The following is a 15,760-nucleotide window of genomic DNA, read 5'->3' on the forward strand; positions in this document are numbered from 1 at the left end:
CCCCTGAACCAGACATGCCATTTGAATCCATGACATGTGTGACCAAAAACTCGAACTGCCCCAGACCAATTCGTTAGCCGATCATCACTACTAAATCGTGATATCGCATCTTCCAAATTGCTCTATTGAGGGAACCGAGTTGACACCCGGCCTGTCGGTCGGATCGGCTGGTCCCGAACGTTCACGACCCCGGTTTCCGGAGAGAGACGCCGGATTCCCAGCGATTCGACCCCTGACTTGCCGGTATTTGTGTCAGGTTCGCGCCGGACGTCCGCACGCCGTTCCGGCGGACCACGGGAGGCGGAACGCACCCGCTTCCCGGAAACCACGGGATCGCGAGCCCTGTCCAGGTGCGGCGGCTCGGAAAACACCGCTTTTCGGAAACGGCGCGTTCCAGAAATCACCCGTTCCGGAAGCAATGAATCCCGGAAATCATCCGCTCCGGAAATGCGTGCACGAGTATCGGGCCGCCCGAAAACCAGGGGAACCCGGAAGGGCTTCGACCAGAGTGACGACTACATATCCTGAAATATCCCCGTAACGGCGACCGGATGTTAACGTTGCGGTGATTTCGGTCGCCCCTGCCCTGCCTGGCTGGAGTTCGCGCCACGGGAACGGGACGGCCCGCAGACCGCGTTTTCGAACACCCGCACCGCTCGTCCTTTCAGGGCTCCCGAAAGGCTCCGTGGAGGAGGCAGACGTGGCCGCGCCCATCACACACGACCAGTGGAAGACCGTACGCACCTCCATCAGGAGGACCGGCGACCGGTTCACCGGGATGGTCTCCTCGTCGTCCGACCCGCACGCGGAGGTGACCTCGGGCTGGTCGGTGGTCGAGACCGCCGCCCACGTGACCGCCATCGCCTGGCTGTACACCTCCCTGGTGCGCCCCGAGGACACCCCGATCCCGATCCCCGCCCTCGAGGCGGGCCTCGAGGACATCACCGTGGACACCATCGACGCGTTCAACGACCTGACCCTGCGGCACTTCGGCGAGCGGGATCCCCAGGCGCTCACCGAACAGCTGCGCGCCCACATCGACCATCTCCTGCGGGCCACGGAGGGCCTCGACCCCGCCCAGCCGGTCGTCTGGCTCGGCGGCTCCCGGGTCCCCGTCGCGGGGGTGGTCGCCCACCTGCTCAACGAGCTGCTGATCCACGGCCGCGACCTGGCCCGCGCCACCCGGAGGCCGTGGGAGATATCCCCGCGGGACGCCGCCCTGTTCTTCGAGCTGTTCATGGTGGGAGTCGTCCACAACGACTCGGGGCGGCTGCTGGAGACGGGAAAACCCGTGCCCGGGCGTCGCATCGCGGTGGAGTTCCGCTCGGCGCACACCACTCCCGTGACGCTGGTCCTGGACAGGGGCAGGGTGACGATCGGAGAGCCGGGCGGCGAGGCCGACGTGCGTCTCTCCTTCGACCCTGTGACGTTCATCCTGATGATGTTCGGCCGCGTCAGCAGACCGCGGGCCGTGCTCAGCGGCAAGGTGGCGATCCGGGGCCCACGCCCGTGGCTGCTGCCCGCGTTCCTCCGCGTGGTGCACATGCCCTGACCGCCGTGCCCCGAGAGGTCAGACCTGGGCGGCGTCCCCGGCCGCCGGGTCGGCCCACCGCCCCGCCTCGCGCAGGACGCCGTCGCGGATCTCCAGGACCCGGTCGGCCAGGGTGATCAGGGCGGGATCGTGGGTGGCGACCAGCGCGGTCACCTTCTCGCTCCGGACCACGGCGCGGATCAGCCTCATGATCTGGCGGCCCGTCTGGGAGTCCAGCTGGCCGGTCGGCTCGTCGGCGATCAGCAGGCGGGGCCGGTTGGCCAGCGCGCGGGCGATCGCCACCCGCTGCCGCTGTCCTCCGGAGAGTTCGTAGGGGCGCTGGTTGACGTGGTCGGCCAGGCCGACGAGGGACAGCAGCACGCGGATCCGCTCCTCGCGCTCGGCCACCGGCGTCCTGGCGAGCCGCATCGGCACGCCGACGTTCTCCGCCGCCGACAGGACGGGAATCAGCCCGAACGACTGGAAGACGAAGCCCACGACGTCCCTGCGCAGGGCCAGCAGCCCCTCCTCCCCCAGCTCGGTGACCTCGTGCCCCGCGACGGTCACCCGTCCCGCGTCGGGACGGTCCAGGCCGCCGACCAGGTTGAGCAGGGTGGTCTTGCCGGACCCCGACCGGCCCCTGATCGCGACCAGCTCTCCCGGGTGCGCCTCGAAGGACACCTCGTGCAGGGCGACGACCTCCCTGGGACCGCTCCGGTAGACCCGGCGCAGCCCCTCGACGAGGACCAGCGGCTCACCCGTCACGGGCTCACCACGCCCCGCCTCCTCCGGTTCCGCCGCCGTCCCGTTCCGCGCCGCCCCCGGCTCCTCACGTCCCACTCTCCGCTCCTCCCGCCTCGCCGTCGGCCCGTCCCGTCCCGTCCTCGGCTCCCTCGGGCCAGACCCCGATGTGGTCGCGCTCCAGCTGCAGGCGGACACGACGCTCCATGTTCAGCTCGTTCATGAAGTCCCTGGGCAGCTGGAGGCGGCCGACGCGGTCGAGCACGGCGTACTCCTCGGCGACGATCCGCCCGTCGGAGGAGGCGCGGCGGAGTGTCTCGCTGCTGGTCCGGCCGTCCCTGATGCCGACGGTCCGGTCCACCTGCTCGGAGACCAGGACGTCGTGGGTGACGATCACCGCGGTGACGCCCAGCTCGCGGTTGGCCGCGCGCAGCGCGGCGAACACCTCCTCGGAGGTCTCGCTGTCGAGTTCGCCCGTCGGCTCGTCGGCCAGGAGGACCTGCGGGGAGTTGGCCAGCGCCACCGCGACGGCCACCCGCTGCTGCTCGCCGCCGGACATCTCGCCTGGCCGCCGCCGCGCGCAGTACCCGACGCCCAGCAGCTCCAGCAGCTCGCCGGCGCGCCCGCGCCGCCGCGCGCCCGCCAGGCGCATGGGCAGCTCGACGTTCTCCGCGGCGGTCAGGTAGGGCAGGAGGTTGCGCGCGGTCTGCTGCCAGACGAAGCCGACCACCTCGCGCCGGTACCTCAGCCGGTCGCGTGCCGCCATCGACAGCAGGTCGACCCCCGCGACCCTGGCGACCCCCGCGGTCGGCACGTCCAGCCCGGACAGCACGTTGAGCAGGGTCGACTTGCCGGATCCCGACGCTCCCACGATCGCGACCAGCTCGCCCGCGTCGATCAGCAGGTCGAGTCCCTGCAGGGCGACCACCTCGACGCCCTCGGTCTTGTAGATGCGCACCAGGTTGTCGCACAGGATGTGCGCGTTCTCCCCGAAGGCGGGCCGGTGCCGTACGGCCTCCGACTCCAGCTCGGCCAGCGAGGACGGCACCGACACGTCGGATATGTCAGGCGCGTCGGGCCCGGTCGGTCGACTCACCGTCATTCTTCTCCTCGGAGTCCTCGAAGGGCGGTTCCCAGCGGGCGGCCGCGGCCGAAGGCCGCGTACGCGAAGGCGCCGAGCATGGCCGCCGCCGCCAGCCCCACGGTCAGCAGGACCGGCGCGGTCAGATCGGCGGGGTAGACCTCGACGGCGAGGCCTCCGGTGTAGGCGCTGAGGTCGACGCCCGGCCCCAGCGCGGCGGGCAGCGCGAGACCGAGCAGCAGCCCGGCCACGGCGGTGAGCACGATCATCGGGGAGATCTCCAGCACGGTCAGGCGGCGGGCCTGTCCCTGGGACAGGCCCAGGGCGCGCAGGTGGGTCAGCGCGCCGGCGCGCTCGGCCCCGCCGGTCACCAGGGCGACGAGCACGGCGGCCAGCGCGTAACCCGCCAGGGCGATCGTGGCGACGGTGAAGGCGCGCTCGATCGTCGCGGTGAACGGCGTTTCCGCGATGTCCTCGAGGACGCCGTCGAGGGTCGTGACCTGCGCCCCCGGCAGGTTCGCGGCGGCCAGGAGCAGCTTGGCGTCCAGGCCCTCGCCGTCGACGAACACCGTGTTGGCCGGGGAGCCGTCCGGCGGGGCCAGGACCAGCGGGCCGCCGCCGTACACGCGGGACAGGCCGGTGACGACCCCGCCGGGGGTCAGCGTGCGCGGGCGCGGGCCGACCAGCTCGATCGTGCCGCGGTTCTCGAGGTCGGGCGAGATCAGCACCGGCGCGTCCGGCAGGACGAGCGGGCCGTCGCGCAGGACGGCCCGGTAGGAGGGGACGTCGACCGCGAGCAGGGTGACCCTCTGCATGTCGGTTCTCATCATGGTGGCGGTCCGCGTCGCGGTGACGACCGCCCGCACCCCGGGGACCCGCCTGATCCGCTCGACCGTCTCCGGGACGACGGGAAGGGCGCTGTCCAACCGGGCTCGGGCGCCCACCTGCTGCCAGGCGGAGGTCGTCTGCGTCACGGTGAGCCCGCTGGAGATCACCGCGCCGAACACCGCGACCGCGAGGGCGGGGAGCAGGATCAGCGCGGACAGCGTGGAGGCGGGCCTGGCCCTGGCCGCGAGGGCCAATCCGAGGAAGGGCACGGCGGGCCGCAGCCTGACGGCCAGCCGTGCGGCCAGGCGCAGCGGATAGGGATAGCAGCGCACCACGACCAGCGCGACGGCCAGCGTCAGCCCGGCGGGCACCAGGAGCAGGAAGGGGTCGGAGCCCCGCTCGCCCGCCTGGGTGGTGAGCCCGCGCGAGCGCAGCAGGTAGGTCCCGGCGAGGGCGAGCACGACGACGGACGCCTCGGCCGTGATCCGCCGCGGCGAGGGGCGCGAGGCGACGACGTCGTCGCGCCGGTCGAATCTCGGCCACCGGTGGGTGACGGCGTGCCCGGCGGCGAACAGCGCGGTGGCGGCCACGACGGCGAGCGGCCCCAGGTGCACGATCGGGGTGACCGGGCCCGGCACCGCGTAGGACAGGGCGTATCCGGCGACCGCCCCGGGCGCCGCGACCGCGGAGGCCGTCGCCGTCGCCGTCGCGGCGATCCGCGCCAGCGAGGCGCCCCTGGCCCGGATCAGGGCCAGGCCGTGGCTCATGCGTTCGGCCAGCAGCCGGACGGCCAGGGCGATCACGCCGAGGGCCACGGCGAGCAGCCCGCCGACGAAGAGGAGGAGCAGGGACTCCGCGACGCGCAGCCGGGTCAGGTGCTCGGTGAGCAGGGCGTCGAGCGCGGTTTCGAGGGAGCCGGGCGAGGGCCCGTCGAGCACGACCGGGACGGCCCCGCGGAAGGCGCTCACCGCCTCGACGAGCCCGGGCGCCCGCAACGTCGTGACCGCCGGGCCGTCGACGCCGATCACCCACCGGTAGTCGGTGTTGCGGTACAGCCTGCCCAGCTCGGGCAGACTCGCGTCGGACACCAGCCCGGTGGCGTGCCAGTCGGGGTGGTCCGCCATCGGCTTGCTGATCTCCATGACCTGACGGACGGCCGTGTTGTGCAGCCAGTAACGGCTCGCCGGGTCCAGCGGCTCGAACAGCCCGCTGACACGGGCCGCCAGTTTCCCGGTGTCGCCGAGCAGCACGGTCGCGCCGACGGACAGCCGCATCTTCTCGGCCGCCTGCCGGGCCAGCGCCACCTCGAACAGCGGCCCGCCGTCCAGCTTGCCGGGCGGCCCCGGCGGGCGGCCCGCGACGTAGCGGACACGCCTGCCGGTGTCCGACAGCCAGCCCAGGTCCAGGTACTGGTAGGAACGCGCCTGGCCGTCCACCGAGATGATGGGGACCTCGTCCTTGTGCACGCCGTAGTGGCTGCCGCCCGTGCCGAGCGGCGTCACGACCGGACGGAGCTCGGCGGGCAGCGCCGCCCTGAAGCTCCGCTCCGCCTCCAGCAGCGCCTCGGGGGTGAGCGGCCTGCCGGAGCCGCTCCGCCGCTGACTGACCACGACCAGGTCGGTACGGCTCGGCTCGCTCCCGGCCACGGTGTCGCGCAGCGCCTCGTCGTAGGCGGACTGCGTGACCTTGGGCACGGCGGCGACCAGCAGACAGGCGCTGAGCACCAGCAGGCCGAGCACGGCGGCGACCCCCCGGTTGGCCCGTACCAGTGTCCAGGGGTTCATCGGTCCTCCCCGATCCGCAGGGCGCGGCCCATGCCCTGACGCCGCAGCACGCGGGCCAGCGCGGCGACGATCGCGAACAGCAGCACGGCGACCGCGGCCAGCAGGGCCAGCGTGGCCGCCCAGGGGATCTCCAGCAGCACCCGCGGGGTGACGGCGGCGGCCTGGCCGGTCAGCACGATGTGCGGGACGACCAGGGAGGCGACGACCACGGCGACCGCGGTGCCCGCGGCCAGGGACAGGCCGATCAGGAAGGCCTGCTCGACCGCGAGCAGCCCGAACACCTGCCGGAAGCCGACCCCGAGGGCCCGCAGGATGGCGAACTCGGCCGTCCGCTCCCTGGCCGCGACGAGGGCGTTGACGACGAAGCCGAGGACGGCGAAGACGAGCGCGGCGAGGAAGCCGAGGGTCAGCGCCCCCCGCAGGCCGCCCGCCAGCGGGTCGTCCCTGAGGCTGCCGGTCAGCGAGGACAGGTCGACCACGGTCACGTCCCACTCGGGGTGGCGGCCGAGTTCGGCGGCGGCCCCGGTGGTCTCCGCCCCGCCCGTTCCCAGCCACCACTCGGTCGGCGGACGCGGGAGGCGGTGGTCCAGCAGGTCCCACGCCTGCATGGTCTGCCAGTCGAGCAGCACGGCAGGCTTGTCCGGAGGCGTCCCGGGAAGCTCGTCCACGATCCCGGCGACCTTGATCACGGTGCTCCGCCGGTCGAAGGTGACCTTGGCCGTCGAGCCCGTGACCAGGTGGCGCCGGGCGGCCAGGTCGTCGGTGAGGATCACCGGCAGCGGGCCGAGGTAGGCGCCCTGCGGAGCGCCCTCGCCGACGAACAGGGCCCTGTCCGGCACGTCCCGCGGCACGGGGACGACCGTGATCCGCTGCGGGGCGAGCGTGTCGAAGGGACCGCGACGCGGCGGGGCCTCGAACGCGGCGGCGAACAGTCCCCGCTCGGTGTCGTAGCTCCGCTCCGTCGCGAGCCCGGCAGCGCCCCCGTGCGCCAGCCGCGTTCCCGCCGCCGGTCCCACCTGGGCGCCCTCACCCGTCTCGATGCGCAGCACGGCCACCTCGTAGCCGGTTCCCACCGGCGGCAGCGGCACGTCGGCGACGATCGCGGCGACGGTCAGCGGGTAGGTCAGCCGCCCGCTCCGCCCGCGCAGGGCCGCCAGGTCGATCGCCGTCTCCCGCTCCCCCAGGCCGGGAGTGAACCGGACCGGGTGCCACGTGCCCTCGCCGTCCGCGACCACCAGCGTCAGCGGGGCCCGCCCGTACGGCTCGGCCAGCGCGGGGTCGTCCGCCGTGAGCCTCGTCCGCACGAGCAGCCGTTCCGGCCTGCCCGGGATCGGCAGGCCCGGCAGCCGGGGGCGCGCCGCGGTGAGCCCGCGCGCGAGCACGCCGACCGGGTCGTCCGACAGGTCGGGACGGAGCTTGAGCATGCCGGGCAGCTCGCTCCCGTCGACGGCGAGCAGGTTGGCCTCCTCGCCCGCCAGCTCGGTCCCGGCCCGGTAGGCCGGGCCGAGCGAGGTCACGCCGGGCAGCGCCGCGTAGGCCGCCGCCCGCCCGAGCGGTCCCAGTTCGGAGTTGTCCGGCGGCGAGGCCACCCGCAGGTCGGCTCCTGCCTGGTGCCTGGCCTGGTCCTCCTGGGAGTCGCGCCAGGTGGCGGTGGTCGTCATGCAGACGACGCCGATCGCGATCGCCATGGTCAGCAGCAGCGCGGGTCCCGAGTAGCGCGCGGGACGGCGGCTGACCTGCCAGGCTCCCAGCGCGGGCGCCAGGTCGACGCGGCGGGAGGTCAGCCGCTCGGCGATCCGGGAGACCGGGGGCACGAAGCGCAGCCCGATCAGGCCTCCGCAGAGCAGGGCGACGGCGGGGCCGGCCACGATCAGCGGGTCGATGCCGAGCTCGCCTCCCGCGGTCGCGGTGACCGGGGCGCCGTAGTGCCGCAGCTGCCACACCGCCAGCGCCGCCACGCCGAGCAGCACCACGTCCGCGCCCGCCCGCTGGAGCAGGCCGTACCGCTCGCCGCGCCCGCGCGTCGCCTGTTCGGTCACGTAGGTGCGGCGGGCGCCGCCCAGCGCGGGCAGGGTCATCAGCACGGCACAGCCCAGCGCCACCGCCGCCGAGACGGCGTAGGCGGCGGGGTAGACGCCCTGCCCGGCGCCGACCTCGATCGGCGTCCCGGACGTCCCCGTCCAGGGGATCGCGTTGACCGCCCTGAGCAGCGGGAGGGCCAGCGGCGGGGCGACCGCGGCGCAGGGCAGTGCGACCAGCAGGGCCTCGCCCGCGGCGAGCAGCGCCAGCCGTACGGCCCCTGCCCCCCGGGAGCGCAGCAGCGCCGTCTCCATCCGCCGGTGGTCGGCCAGCAGCCGAGCCGTCAGCGTCAGCGCGTAGGCGGCCAGCAGCAGCAGCTGCAGCACCGGGACGAGCATGATCGACCTGGCGACCAGGGTCGCGGTGGCGAGCTGGGTGAGCCTTTCCGGCAGGCGGGTGGACAGCGAGCAGCCCTCACAGCCCGGCCGCGCCCTGAGGTCCTTCTGGAGGGAGCCGACCTCGGCGGCGAGGGTCCGCAGCCGCTCGCGCGGGAGCGAGCGGAGGTCGGGCACGGCCAGCCAGGTCACGGACGTGCCCGCCGCGAACCGCCGCAGGAACGTCTGCTCGGACACCATGAGCGGCCCGTGGGTGACGTAGCCGCCGATCTCGACGCCCCGGGTGAGCAGCGTCTGGCCGTTCCAGCGCCCTGAGCGGGGCTCCCGCAGCTCGAAGACGCCGGCGACCCTGACGCGGATCTTCGCCTGGTCGAGCCGTCCCTCGACCGTGAAGACGTCTCCGACGGAGAATCCGGTGTCCCGCGCCACGTTCCCGGTGATCGCGACCTCGACGATCCCGTCCTCGCCCGCGCCGCCCCCTGTGCCGGCGTCGCTCCCGGTCCCGCCCGTCCCGCCCGTCCCGCCGGTCGCGGACCCGGCCCCGCCCGGCCAGGCGCCCCGGACGAGCCGGGCGTGCTCCGCGAGGTCCTGCTGCACGCCGAACCGCAGCAGCTCCGGCTTGGCCCTGCGCTCCTGGCCCGGCATGGAGTAGGAGCCCGACTGGCCGCTCGCCGTCACCGAGACCGGCAGGCCCGCGTAGGTCGCGGCGATCTGCGCGCGCAGGGCCCGGTCGGTCGCGTCGAAGGAACCGGCGTGGACCGGCGCGTTGATCACGGCCCCCGAGGTCTCGATCGGGACCGTCTCCAGGGTTCGGCGGACGCCCGCGTCGACCACCGAGGTGGCGTACACGGTCAGTCCGACGAGCGTGGTGGTGGCGAGCAGGATCGCGCCGAAGGCCGCGGCCAGCAGAAGGGGCTCGCTGAACGCCCGCCGGAACACCAATGCCGTTCGCCCCCGCATGGCACCGCCTCCCCGTGCCGCCACCCCGTTCGTTGTAGGCACATTCCGGGGAAACGACACAGAGAACAAGTTCAGCGTCAATAGAGTGACAGATCCGATATATCGCAGAAACTTATGTGTGATATCGAAATCGTGACATTTACGGCCGTGAAAACGACCGCGAGCCTGAAACCCGAACAGCCCCTGTGACCGGGGCGCCGACCGCGTGCGCGACGAGTCCGTCAGGTCGGGGCGTTCACCCTGAGAGCGGGACGCCGCCGCACGGCCCCGCCGATCCCGACCCTGAACCAGACCGCGTTGCCCGTGTCACCGTGGTGCGCGCCCCAGTCGGTCGCCACCAGGTCGACCAGGAACAGGCCCCGCCCGCCCGCGCCGTCCGCGACCGCCTCACGTACGGCGGGCACGCTCACGGCCGACCCCGCGTCGAGCACCTCGACATGGACCACCCCAGGCCCGACGCCCAGGCGCACCGTCACCAGGCCGTCCTGACGATGCCCCGAGTCGGAGTGGAGGACGGCGTTGGTGACCACCTCGCTCAGGAGCAGCATCACGTCGTCGAGCGCGTCGCCCTGGGCCTTGCCCGCCAGCAGCTCGCGCGCCCACCGGCGCGCCCGCGGTATCGAGGAGGGCGTGCCCGCGAAGGCGCGCAGGCCCAGCGGGCGCACCGCGTCCCAGCGTTCCGTCCATCGCGCGTCCCAGCGCGCGGACCAGCATCTGGCCCAGCACGTGGCCCAGCGCCCAGGCGTCGCCTCCTCGCACTCGCCCTCAAGGAAAACGCACGGATGGGATTGCCGGTGCCCTGTCATGGCCATGTCATGTCCTCGTCATGTCTTACCGCCCACGCGGTGAACCGGACGTCGGCCGTACGGCGAACACAGCGGCTTTCACAAGGCGGCGGCTTTCCCGGACCGTGCTTCTTTCGAAGGCCGGGCTTCCGGAACGTGGCGGCTTACGGAAGCCCGGCTTCTTCGGCGGCACGCCGGCTTTCAGAAGGCGGTCGACCAGGGGTCGATGGCGCCGACGTCGTAGGAGTGGACATCGCGGACCTGGAGCTTCCAGACGCCGTTCCTGTCTCTGTCCGCGTCGTGGGCCGGCGCGGCGGCGGACCGCGTCCGCGTCGCGGACTCGGACTCTCCCGCCGACATGAGGGCGGCGAGGTCGGCGCGACGCCTGGAGGGGTGGTGTCTCACGGAGGCCTCCGTTTCCATCGTGCCGGGCGAGGCCCGGCTGTGGCACGCGGCGGCCCGGCCACGGGGGGGTGGATGGCAGCCGTATGGCAAGCACCATCCGTCACAGCCCGCGCCCGAACAATCCGTAGAGACCTACGTAGGGATACGTGATTGATGTGAAAAGCACGTTGTTCCCAACCCGAATACGTTTCACCTACGCTTTTCACCTCACGCGAAGCGGCAGGGCGATGCGGGACAGGGGCATGCGATGGCCACAGCTCCGAGACATGAGGTTTCCGGTCCGACGCGGGAGGCGTCGTCGACGCTGGTCGGACGCGAGTCCGAACTGGACGCCCTGACCTCCGCGCTCTCGCGGCAGCCCGCCGTGGCGATGATCGAAGGGGAGGCGGGGGTCGGCAAGAGCAGGCTGGTGCGCGAGCTGCTGGCCCGGCCCGCCCTCCGGCGTCTGCGCGTCATGCTGGGCCGCTGCCAGTCGCCGCGGGAGCCGTTCCTCTACGGCGCGGTGCTGGAGGCGCTCGGCGGCCTCCACCGCCCGCACGGCCCCGCCCCCCTCATCGAACGGAGCAGGCTGAGCCCGGTGACCGGCGTGCTGCGCGCGCTGCTGCCCGAGCTGTCGGACCACCTTCCCGAGGCGCCGGAGCCGACGGGCGACCCGAGGTCGGAGCGCCACCGGCTGTTCCGCGCGGTCAGGGAGCTGCTGTCCGAGATCGGCCCCGCGCTGCTCGTCGTGGAGGACCTGCACTGGGCCGACGACGGCTCACGCCACCTGCTCCGCTTCCTGATGGCCGACCTCCCGCGCGACCTCTCGATCGTGGTCACCTACCGGCGGGAGGACGTGCCCGGCGGGGTGCCGCTGGGAAGCGCCTACCGCCCGCCTCCTGGGGCGGCGAGCGTGCTGGTGGACCTGCGGCCGCTCGACCGCGGCCAGGTGCGCGCGCTCGCCTCGGCCATCCTCGGCCGGAAGTCCATCTCGGTGAAATTCGCCACCAAACTCTACGAGCGCACCGCGGGCATCCCGTTCGTCGTGGAGGAGACGCTGCGGGCCCTGCGGAACTCCGCGGGAGCCGTGCACCTCGACGGCGCGACGGCCAGGCAGCTGCTGGAGAACGTCGAGGTGCCGGTACTGCTGCGCGAGGCGATGACGGAGCGGCTCACGGGCATGCCCCTGGCCGCGGTGAGGCTCGCGCAGGCCGCGGCCGTCCTGAACGTGCCGTCGAGTGTGGAACTGCTCCGCGAGGTCGCCGGGCTGACCGAGCAGCGCTGCCACGCGGCGCTGGCGTCCGCGCTGGGGAACGGCGTGCTGTACGAGGTCGACGACTACGCCTACGGCTACCGTCACTCGCTGGCCAGGCAGGCGGTGTACGACACCATCCTGGGATACGACAGGAAGCGGCTGCACGCGCGGGCGCTGCGGGCGCTCGAAGGCCTCGATCCCCGGCCCCTGGTGCAGATGGCCGACCACAGCCACAGGGCGGGGGACGCCGCGCAGGCGTTGCGCTACGGCGAGGAGGCCGCCGACCTGGCGGCGCAGGTCGGCGACGTGTCGACCACGACCCGCCTGCTGCAGCGCCTGCTGGGGACGCCGGGCCTGACCGCGCGGGACGTCGACCGCCTCGCGGTCAAACTCGGGCAGGTCGCGCACACGGGGCTCGACCAGTACGACCCGGTGGCCACGCTGGAGCGGCTGCTGAGCGACCCCAGGCTCTCGACCGCCGCCAGAGGCGAGGTGCGGCTGTTCCTGGGAATGCTCCTGGTGCGCCAGACGGGCAGGCTCAAGGCGGGACGCGCGGTGATCGAGACGGCCCTGGACGAGCTGGAGGAACGCCCCGCCCTGCTCGCCAGGGGGGTGTCCGTGCTCGCCCAGCCGTTCTACGGCACGACACCGCTGGCGGAGATCCTGCCGTGGAGAGATCGGCTGCGGACGTTGATAGAGACGTCCGAGGGAGAGGTGCGGCTCTCCCTGCAGGCCAACCATCTGTCCTCCCTGATGCAGACCGGGGACCCGCACGTCCTGCGGAACCTGACGTTCCTGCCGTCGAGCGCCCCGCTGAGCACGGGCGAGCAGCGGCAGCTGGCGCGGGTGCACTGCAACATGGCGGACGCCTGCACCGGAGTCGGCCACTACCGGCGGGCGAGAACGCTGCTGGAGACGGGACTGCGGCTGGCGATCGACGCCGGGACCCCGTTCGTCGTGAGCACCGCGCGCGCGACCCAGGCCAGGCTCAACTGGTTCCTCGGTGACTGGCACGGCCTGGCCGAACGCGCCGCCGACCTCCTCGACGAGTATCACGACCTGTTCCCCGTGGCCAGCGAGCTCTCGCTCGTCCTCGGCTCGCTCGCGATCGTCCGCGGCGACTGGGAGGAGGCGGAGGAGCGGCTCTCGGCCACCGGTGTCAGATCGCCGCACGACGCCATCACGCCCGTCATCTTCGGGGGCTTCACGGCGCTGGCCAGGCTCAGGCTCTCGCAGGGGGAGGACACGCTCGCCCTCGCCGAGATCGACCGCGCCCTGGCGGCGGTGCGGTCCAAGGGGGTCTGGACCTGGACGGGCGAGCTGGTTCCCGTGGCGGTCGCCGTCCTCGTGGCCCACGACCGGATCGGCGAGGCGCAGAAACTGGCCGACGAGCTCGAACACGGCATCGCGGCGAAGGACGCGCCGATGGCGGGGGCGGCGCTCGAGATGGCGAGGGGGCAGCTGGCGCAGGCCAGAGGCGATCTGTCGTCCGCGCTGGGACACTACGACGACGCCCGGCGGCGCTACCTCCGGCTGCCCGCGCCGTACTACGAGGCCCTGGCCGCCGAGCAGGCCGCACTGTGCCGGTTGGAGGCGGAGGCGGCGGGGACCGAGAAGTCCTCACGGGTCCCGGAACCCGCGGCTCCCCCGGGGACGCCGGAGCCCCCTGAGGCGGTGGAGGCCGCGGAGGAGCTGTCCGCGCTGGCCGACAGGTTCGCCGAGATGGGCGCGACGCGCGACGCCGACCGCTGCAGGCACCAGTTGCGCAGCCACGGCGCGGTCACCCCCTCCCGCAGGGGACGCCGGGGATACGGCGACGTGCTGTCGCCCCGCGAGGAGGACGTGGCCAGGCTGCTGGCGCGGGGGCGGACGAACCGCGAGATCGCGCAGGTGCTGTTCCTGTCCCCCCGCACGGTCGAGCAGCACGTCGCCCGCACTCTCAAGAAGCTGGGCAAGCGCTCCAGGACCGACCTGCTCGACGACTGAGCCCCCGGCCGGAAAGGTCTCGGGCACGACGGCGTCCCCGGTCGCGGAGGCTCATGGTCACCGTGGGCGGGGAAGGGTCAGCCCTTGCCTGCGGAGGGGGTGTTCGCGCAGGTGGCGTCCTCGGCGGGCAGGACACCGTCGACCAGGTAGCCGTTGACGGCGTCGTCGACGCAGGTGTTCCGCGGGGCGAACAGCCCTCCGTACACGGTGTGGCGGAAGGCGCCGCGCAGGGTGACCATGCGGGAGCCGGTCAGGGCCCGATGGGCGGCCAGCTGGTCGGCGTAGGGAACCCCCGGGTCGCCGGTGGCGCCCACCATCAGGACCGGGACGGCGTTACGGACCTTGGTCGGGGGCTCCGCCGGGGAGGCGGGCCAGAACGAGCAGGGGGTGAGGTTGCGGATCAGCGGGCCGAACAGGGGCTCGTCGGCACGGTGGGCCTGGATGTCGCGGTAGTAGGCCTCGGGGTCACGGGAGGCGGCCCGGTCCGCGCACATGATCGCGTTCTGGACGCTGCTCGTCCCGTCGGCGTCCGGGGAGGCGAAGCCGGCCAGGACCTGATCGAGGACCGGGGTCGGGGTGACCTTGACGCCGCGCGCCGCGTCGCGCAGGACCCGGATGTCGGCGGCGAAGCTCCCGTACGCCTCGTCGCTGTCCCCGCCGGTGACGTTGAACAGGATCAGGGGCAGCAGGCGGCTGTCGAGCCGGTGGTCGCCGACCCGCAACGGGCCGCGGTTGACGGCCTGGTTGATCCGGTTCACGGTGGCCAGCACCTGGGCGGCGGTGGCTCCCAGGTCGTACCGGTCGTGGTGGCGGGCCGCCCAGGACGCCCAGTTCCTCAGGACCCCGGCCAGGGCCGGCCCCTGGGTCCTGGCGGAGTCGGGGCCGAACCGGTCGGGGTCGATGGCGCTGTCGAGGACGACCCGGTCGGCGCGGCGGGGGAAGAGCTGGAGGTAGACCTCGCCCAGGTAGGTGCCGTACGACGAACCGAGGTAGGACAGCTTCGTCTCGCCGAGGGCGGCCCGGATCACGTCCATGTCGCGGGCGGTGTTGCGGGTCGAGGCGTGGGGCAGCACGTCCCGGTGGGCGGCGCAACGGGACGCCAGGTCCTTGGCCAGCTCCGCGGTCCGGTCGAAGCTCCGCCGGTCCGGTCCGGCGGAGCCGACGGCGACGCTGGGCCAGTCACAGTTCAGCGGGGTGCTGTGCCCGACGAACCGGGGGTCCATCCCGATCAGGTCGTAACGGGCCGCGACCGTGGGCGCGACCCGCTTGACCTGGAGCACGAGGTACGTCGCGGGAACACCCGGACCGCCGGGGTTGTACAGCAACGCCCCGCGCCGGCGTCCGGGGTCGGTGGCCTTCAGCCGGGATATCGCGACCTTGATGGTCCGCCCGCCCGGACGGCTGTAGTCCAGCGGCACGACGACCTCGGCGCACTGGGCCTTCGCCTCGTCCAGTTCCTTGCCGGTCGCGTCGTCAGGGCCGGTCTGGCAGCGGTGCCAGGCGATCTCCTGCCGCTGGAACCGGGCCAGTCCCGGAGGCGCGGCGCGGCCGCCCGCGTCCGCCCTGGTCGTGCCGGCGTCCGCCCTGGCGCCGACCACGGCGGCGCCCACCAGGGCCGCCGCCGCGACCCCGACCCCGGCCGTGGCCGCGGTCAGCCTTCTTCCACGCATCACATTCTCCTCCTGCGCCGTTTCGCGCGCTGTCTCGGACGCTGTTCCGTGCGCCCCGTATGAGCCACAGGCCGCGCCGGCACGTGGTCGAAGTTAGGGCGCGCGGCCCGACCGGCGCGTCAGCTCCCGGTCTGGTTTCCCCCGCCTGCGCGCCGACGCGGACGACCGCCTGCCGCACAGCTCCTGACCAGGGGTTTCCTCACGACCTGGCGGCGGCGGAAGCCCTCGCCTCACACCACCGGACGCAGGGGGTTCCACCTGTGGTCGTAGTTCTCCGAGAGTAAGTTCAGCCGGTGGGATCACGTCCTCGCGGGACTCCGCGCATAACGTGGGGACGGTTG

Annotated in this window: 9 protein-coding genes; 2 read left to right on the plus strand and 7 right to left on the minus strand. The window is 73.2% G+C overall.

Features of this window, described 5'->3' with window-relative positions; translation table 11 throughout:
• The first annotated feature begins 700 nt into the window (after positions 1-700).
• Positions 701-1,552 carry a maleylpyruvate isomerase family mycothiol-dependent enzyme gene (locus PKF00_RS37185; protein ID WP_271222426.1) on the plus strand — a complete coding sequence of 284 codons (852 nt, stop codon included), beginning with the start codon at positions 701-703 and terminating at the stop codon, positions 1,550-1,552.
• Between the two features lie 18 nt (positions 1,553-1,570).
• Here PKF00_RS37185 and PKF00_RS37190 read toward each other — a convergent pair whose 3' ends face one another.
• From PKF00_RS37190 to PKF00_RS37215, 6 genes are all read right to left on the minus strand, one after another.
• Positions 1,571-2,371: an ABC transporter ATP-binding protein gene (locus tag PKF00_RS37190; protein ID WP_271222427.1), complete on the minus strand. Its 801-nt coding sequence runs from the start codon at positions 2,369-2,371 to the stop codon at positions 1,571-1,573.
• On the minus strand, positions 2,361-3,374 hold the full coding sequence (locus tag PKF00_RS37195) for an ABC transporter ATP-binding protein (RefSeq protein ID WP_271222428.1): 1,014 nt from the start codon (positions 3,372-3,374) through the stop codon (positions 2,361-2,363). The genes PKF00_RS37190 and PKF00_RS37195 overlap by 11 nt, the downstream gene beginning before the upstream one ends.
• Entirely contained in the window at positions 3,371-5,965 is a 2,595-nt protein-coding gene (locus PKF00_RS37200; RefSeq protein ID WP_271222429.1) for an FtsX-like permease family protein, read from the minus strand. Before PKF00_RS37200 ends, PKF00_RS37195 begins: the two co-directional genes overlap by 4 nt.
• Positions 5,962-9,339, minus strand: coding sequence for an FtsX-like permease family protein (locus tag PKF00_RS37205; RefSeq protein WP_271222430.1), 3,378 nt, complete (start codon positions 9,337-9,339; stop codon positions 5,962-5,964). The genes PKF00_RS37200 and PKF00_RS37205 overlap by 4 nt, the downstream gene beginning before the upstream one ends.
• A gap of 221 nt (positions 9,340-9,560) precedes the next feature.
• Positions 9,561-10,151, minus strand: a complete 591-nt coding sequence (locus tag PKF00_RS37210; protein WP_271222431.1) for an ATP-binding protein — start codon at positions 10,149-10,151, stop codon at positions 9,561-9,563.
• Between the two features lie 174 nt (positions 10,152-10,325).
• Positions 10,326-10,529 carry a hypothetical protein gene (locus PKF00_RS37215; protein WP_271222432.1) on the minus strand — a complete coding sequence of 68 codons (204 nt, stop codon included), beginning with the start codon at positions 10,527-10,529 and terminating at the stop codon, positions 10,326-10,328.
• Between the two features lie 247 nt (positions 10,530-10,776).
• On the opposite strand from PKF00_RS37215, the gene PKF00_RS37220 reads away from it, so the two are divergent.
• Positions 10,777-13,749: a helix-turn-helix transcriptional regulator gene (locus PKF00_RS37220; RefSeq protein WP_271222433.1), complete on the plus strand. Its 2,973-nt coding sequence runs from the start codon at positions 10,777-10,779 to the stop codon at positions 13,747-13,749.
• A 77-nt stretch (positions 13,750-13,826) separates the two neighbouring features.
• Here PKF00_RS37220 and PKF00_RS37225 read toward each other — a convergent pair whose 3' ends face one another.
• The gene (locus tag PKF00_RS37225; protein ID WP_271222434.1) at positions 13,827-15,419 is read right to left on the minus strand and encodes an alpha/beta hydrolase; all 1,593 of its coding nucleotides are present in this window, start codon (positions 15,417-15,419) and stop codon (positions 13,827-13,829) included.
• Positions 15,420-15,760: the final 341 nt, after the last annotated feature.

This window comes from Streptosporangium carneum, from assembly GCF_027922005.1.
GTDB classification, from domain to species: domain Bacteria; phylum Actinomycetota; class Actinomycetes; order Streptosporangiales; family Streptosporangiaceae; genus Streptosporangium; species Streptosporangium carneum.

Excerpts from the sequence above, each read along its gene's own strand:
- PKF00_RS37195 (WP_271222428.1), bottom strand. The coding sequence starts at position 3,374 with ATGACGGTGAGTCGACCGACCGGGCCCGACGCGCCTGACATATCCGAC.
- PKF00_RS37210 (WP_271222431.1), bottom strand. The coding sequence starts at position 10,151 with ATGGCCATGACAGGGCACCGGCAATCCCATCCGTGCGTTTTCCTTGAG.
- PKF00_RS37225 (WP_271222434.1), bottom strand. The coding sequence starts at position 15,419 with ATGCGTGGAAGAAGGCTGACCGCGGCCACGGCCGGGGTCGGGGTCGCG.
- PKF00_RS37220 (WP_271222433.1), top strand. The coding sequence starts at position 10,777 with ATGGCCACAGCTCCGAGACATGAGGTTTCCGGTCCGACGCGGGAGGCG.
- PKF00_RS37205 (WP_271222430.1), bottom strand. The coding sequence starts at position 9,339 with ATGCGGGGGCGAACGGCATTGGTGTTCCGGCGGGCGTTCAGCGAGCCC.
- PKF00_RS37200 (WP_271222429.1), bottom strand. The coding sequence starts at position 5,965 with ATGAACCCCTGGACACTGGTACGGGCCAACCGGGGGGTCGCCGCCGTG.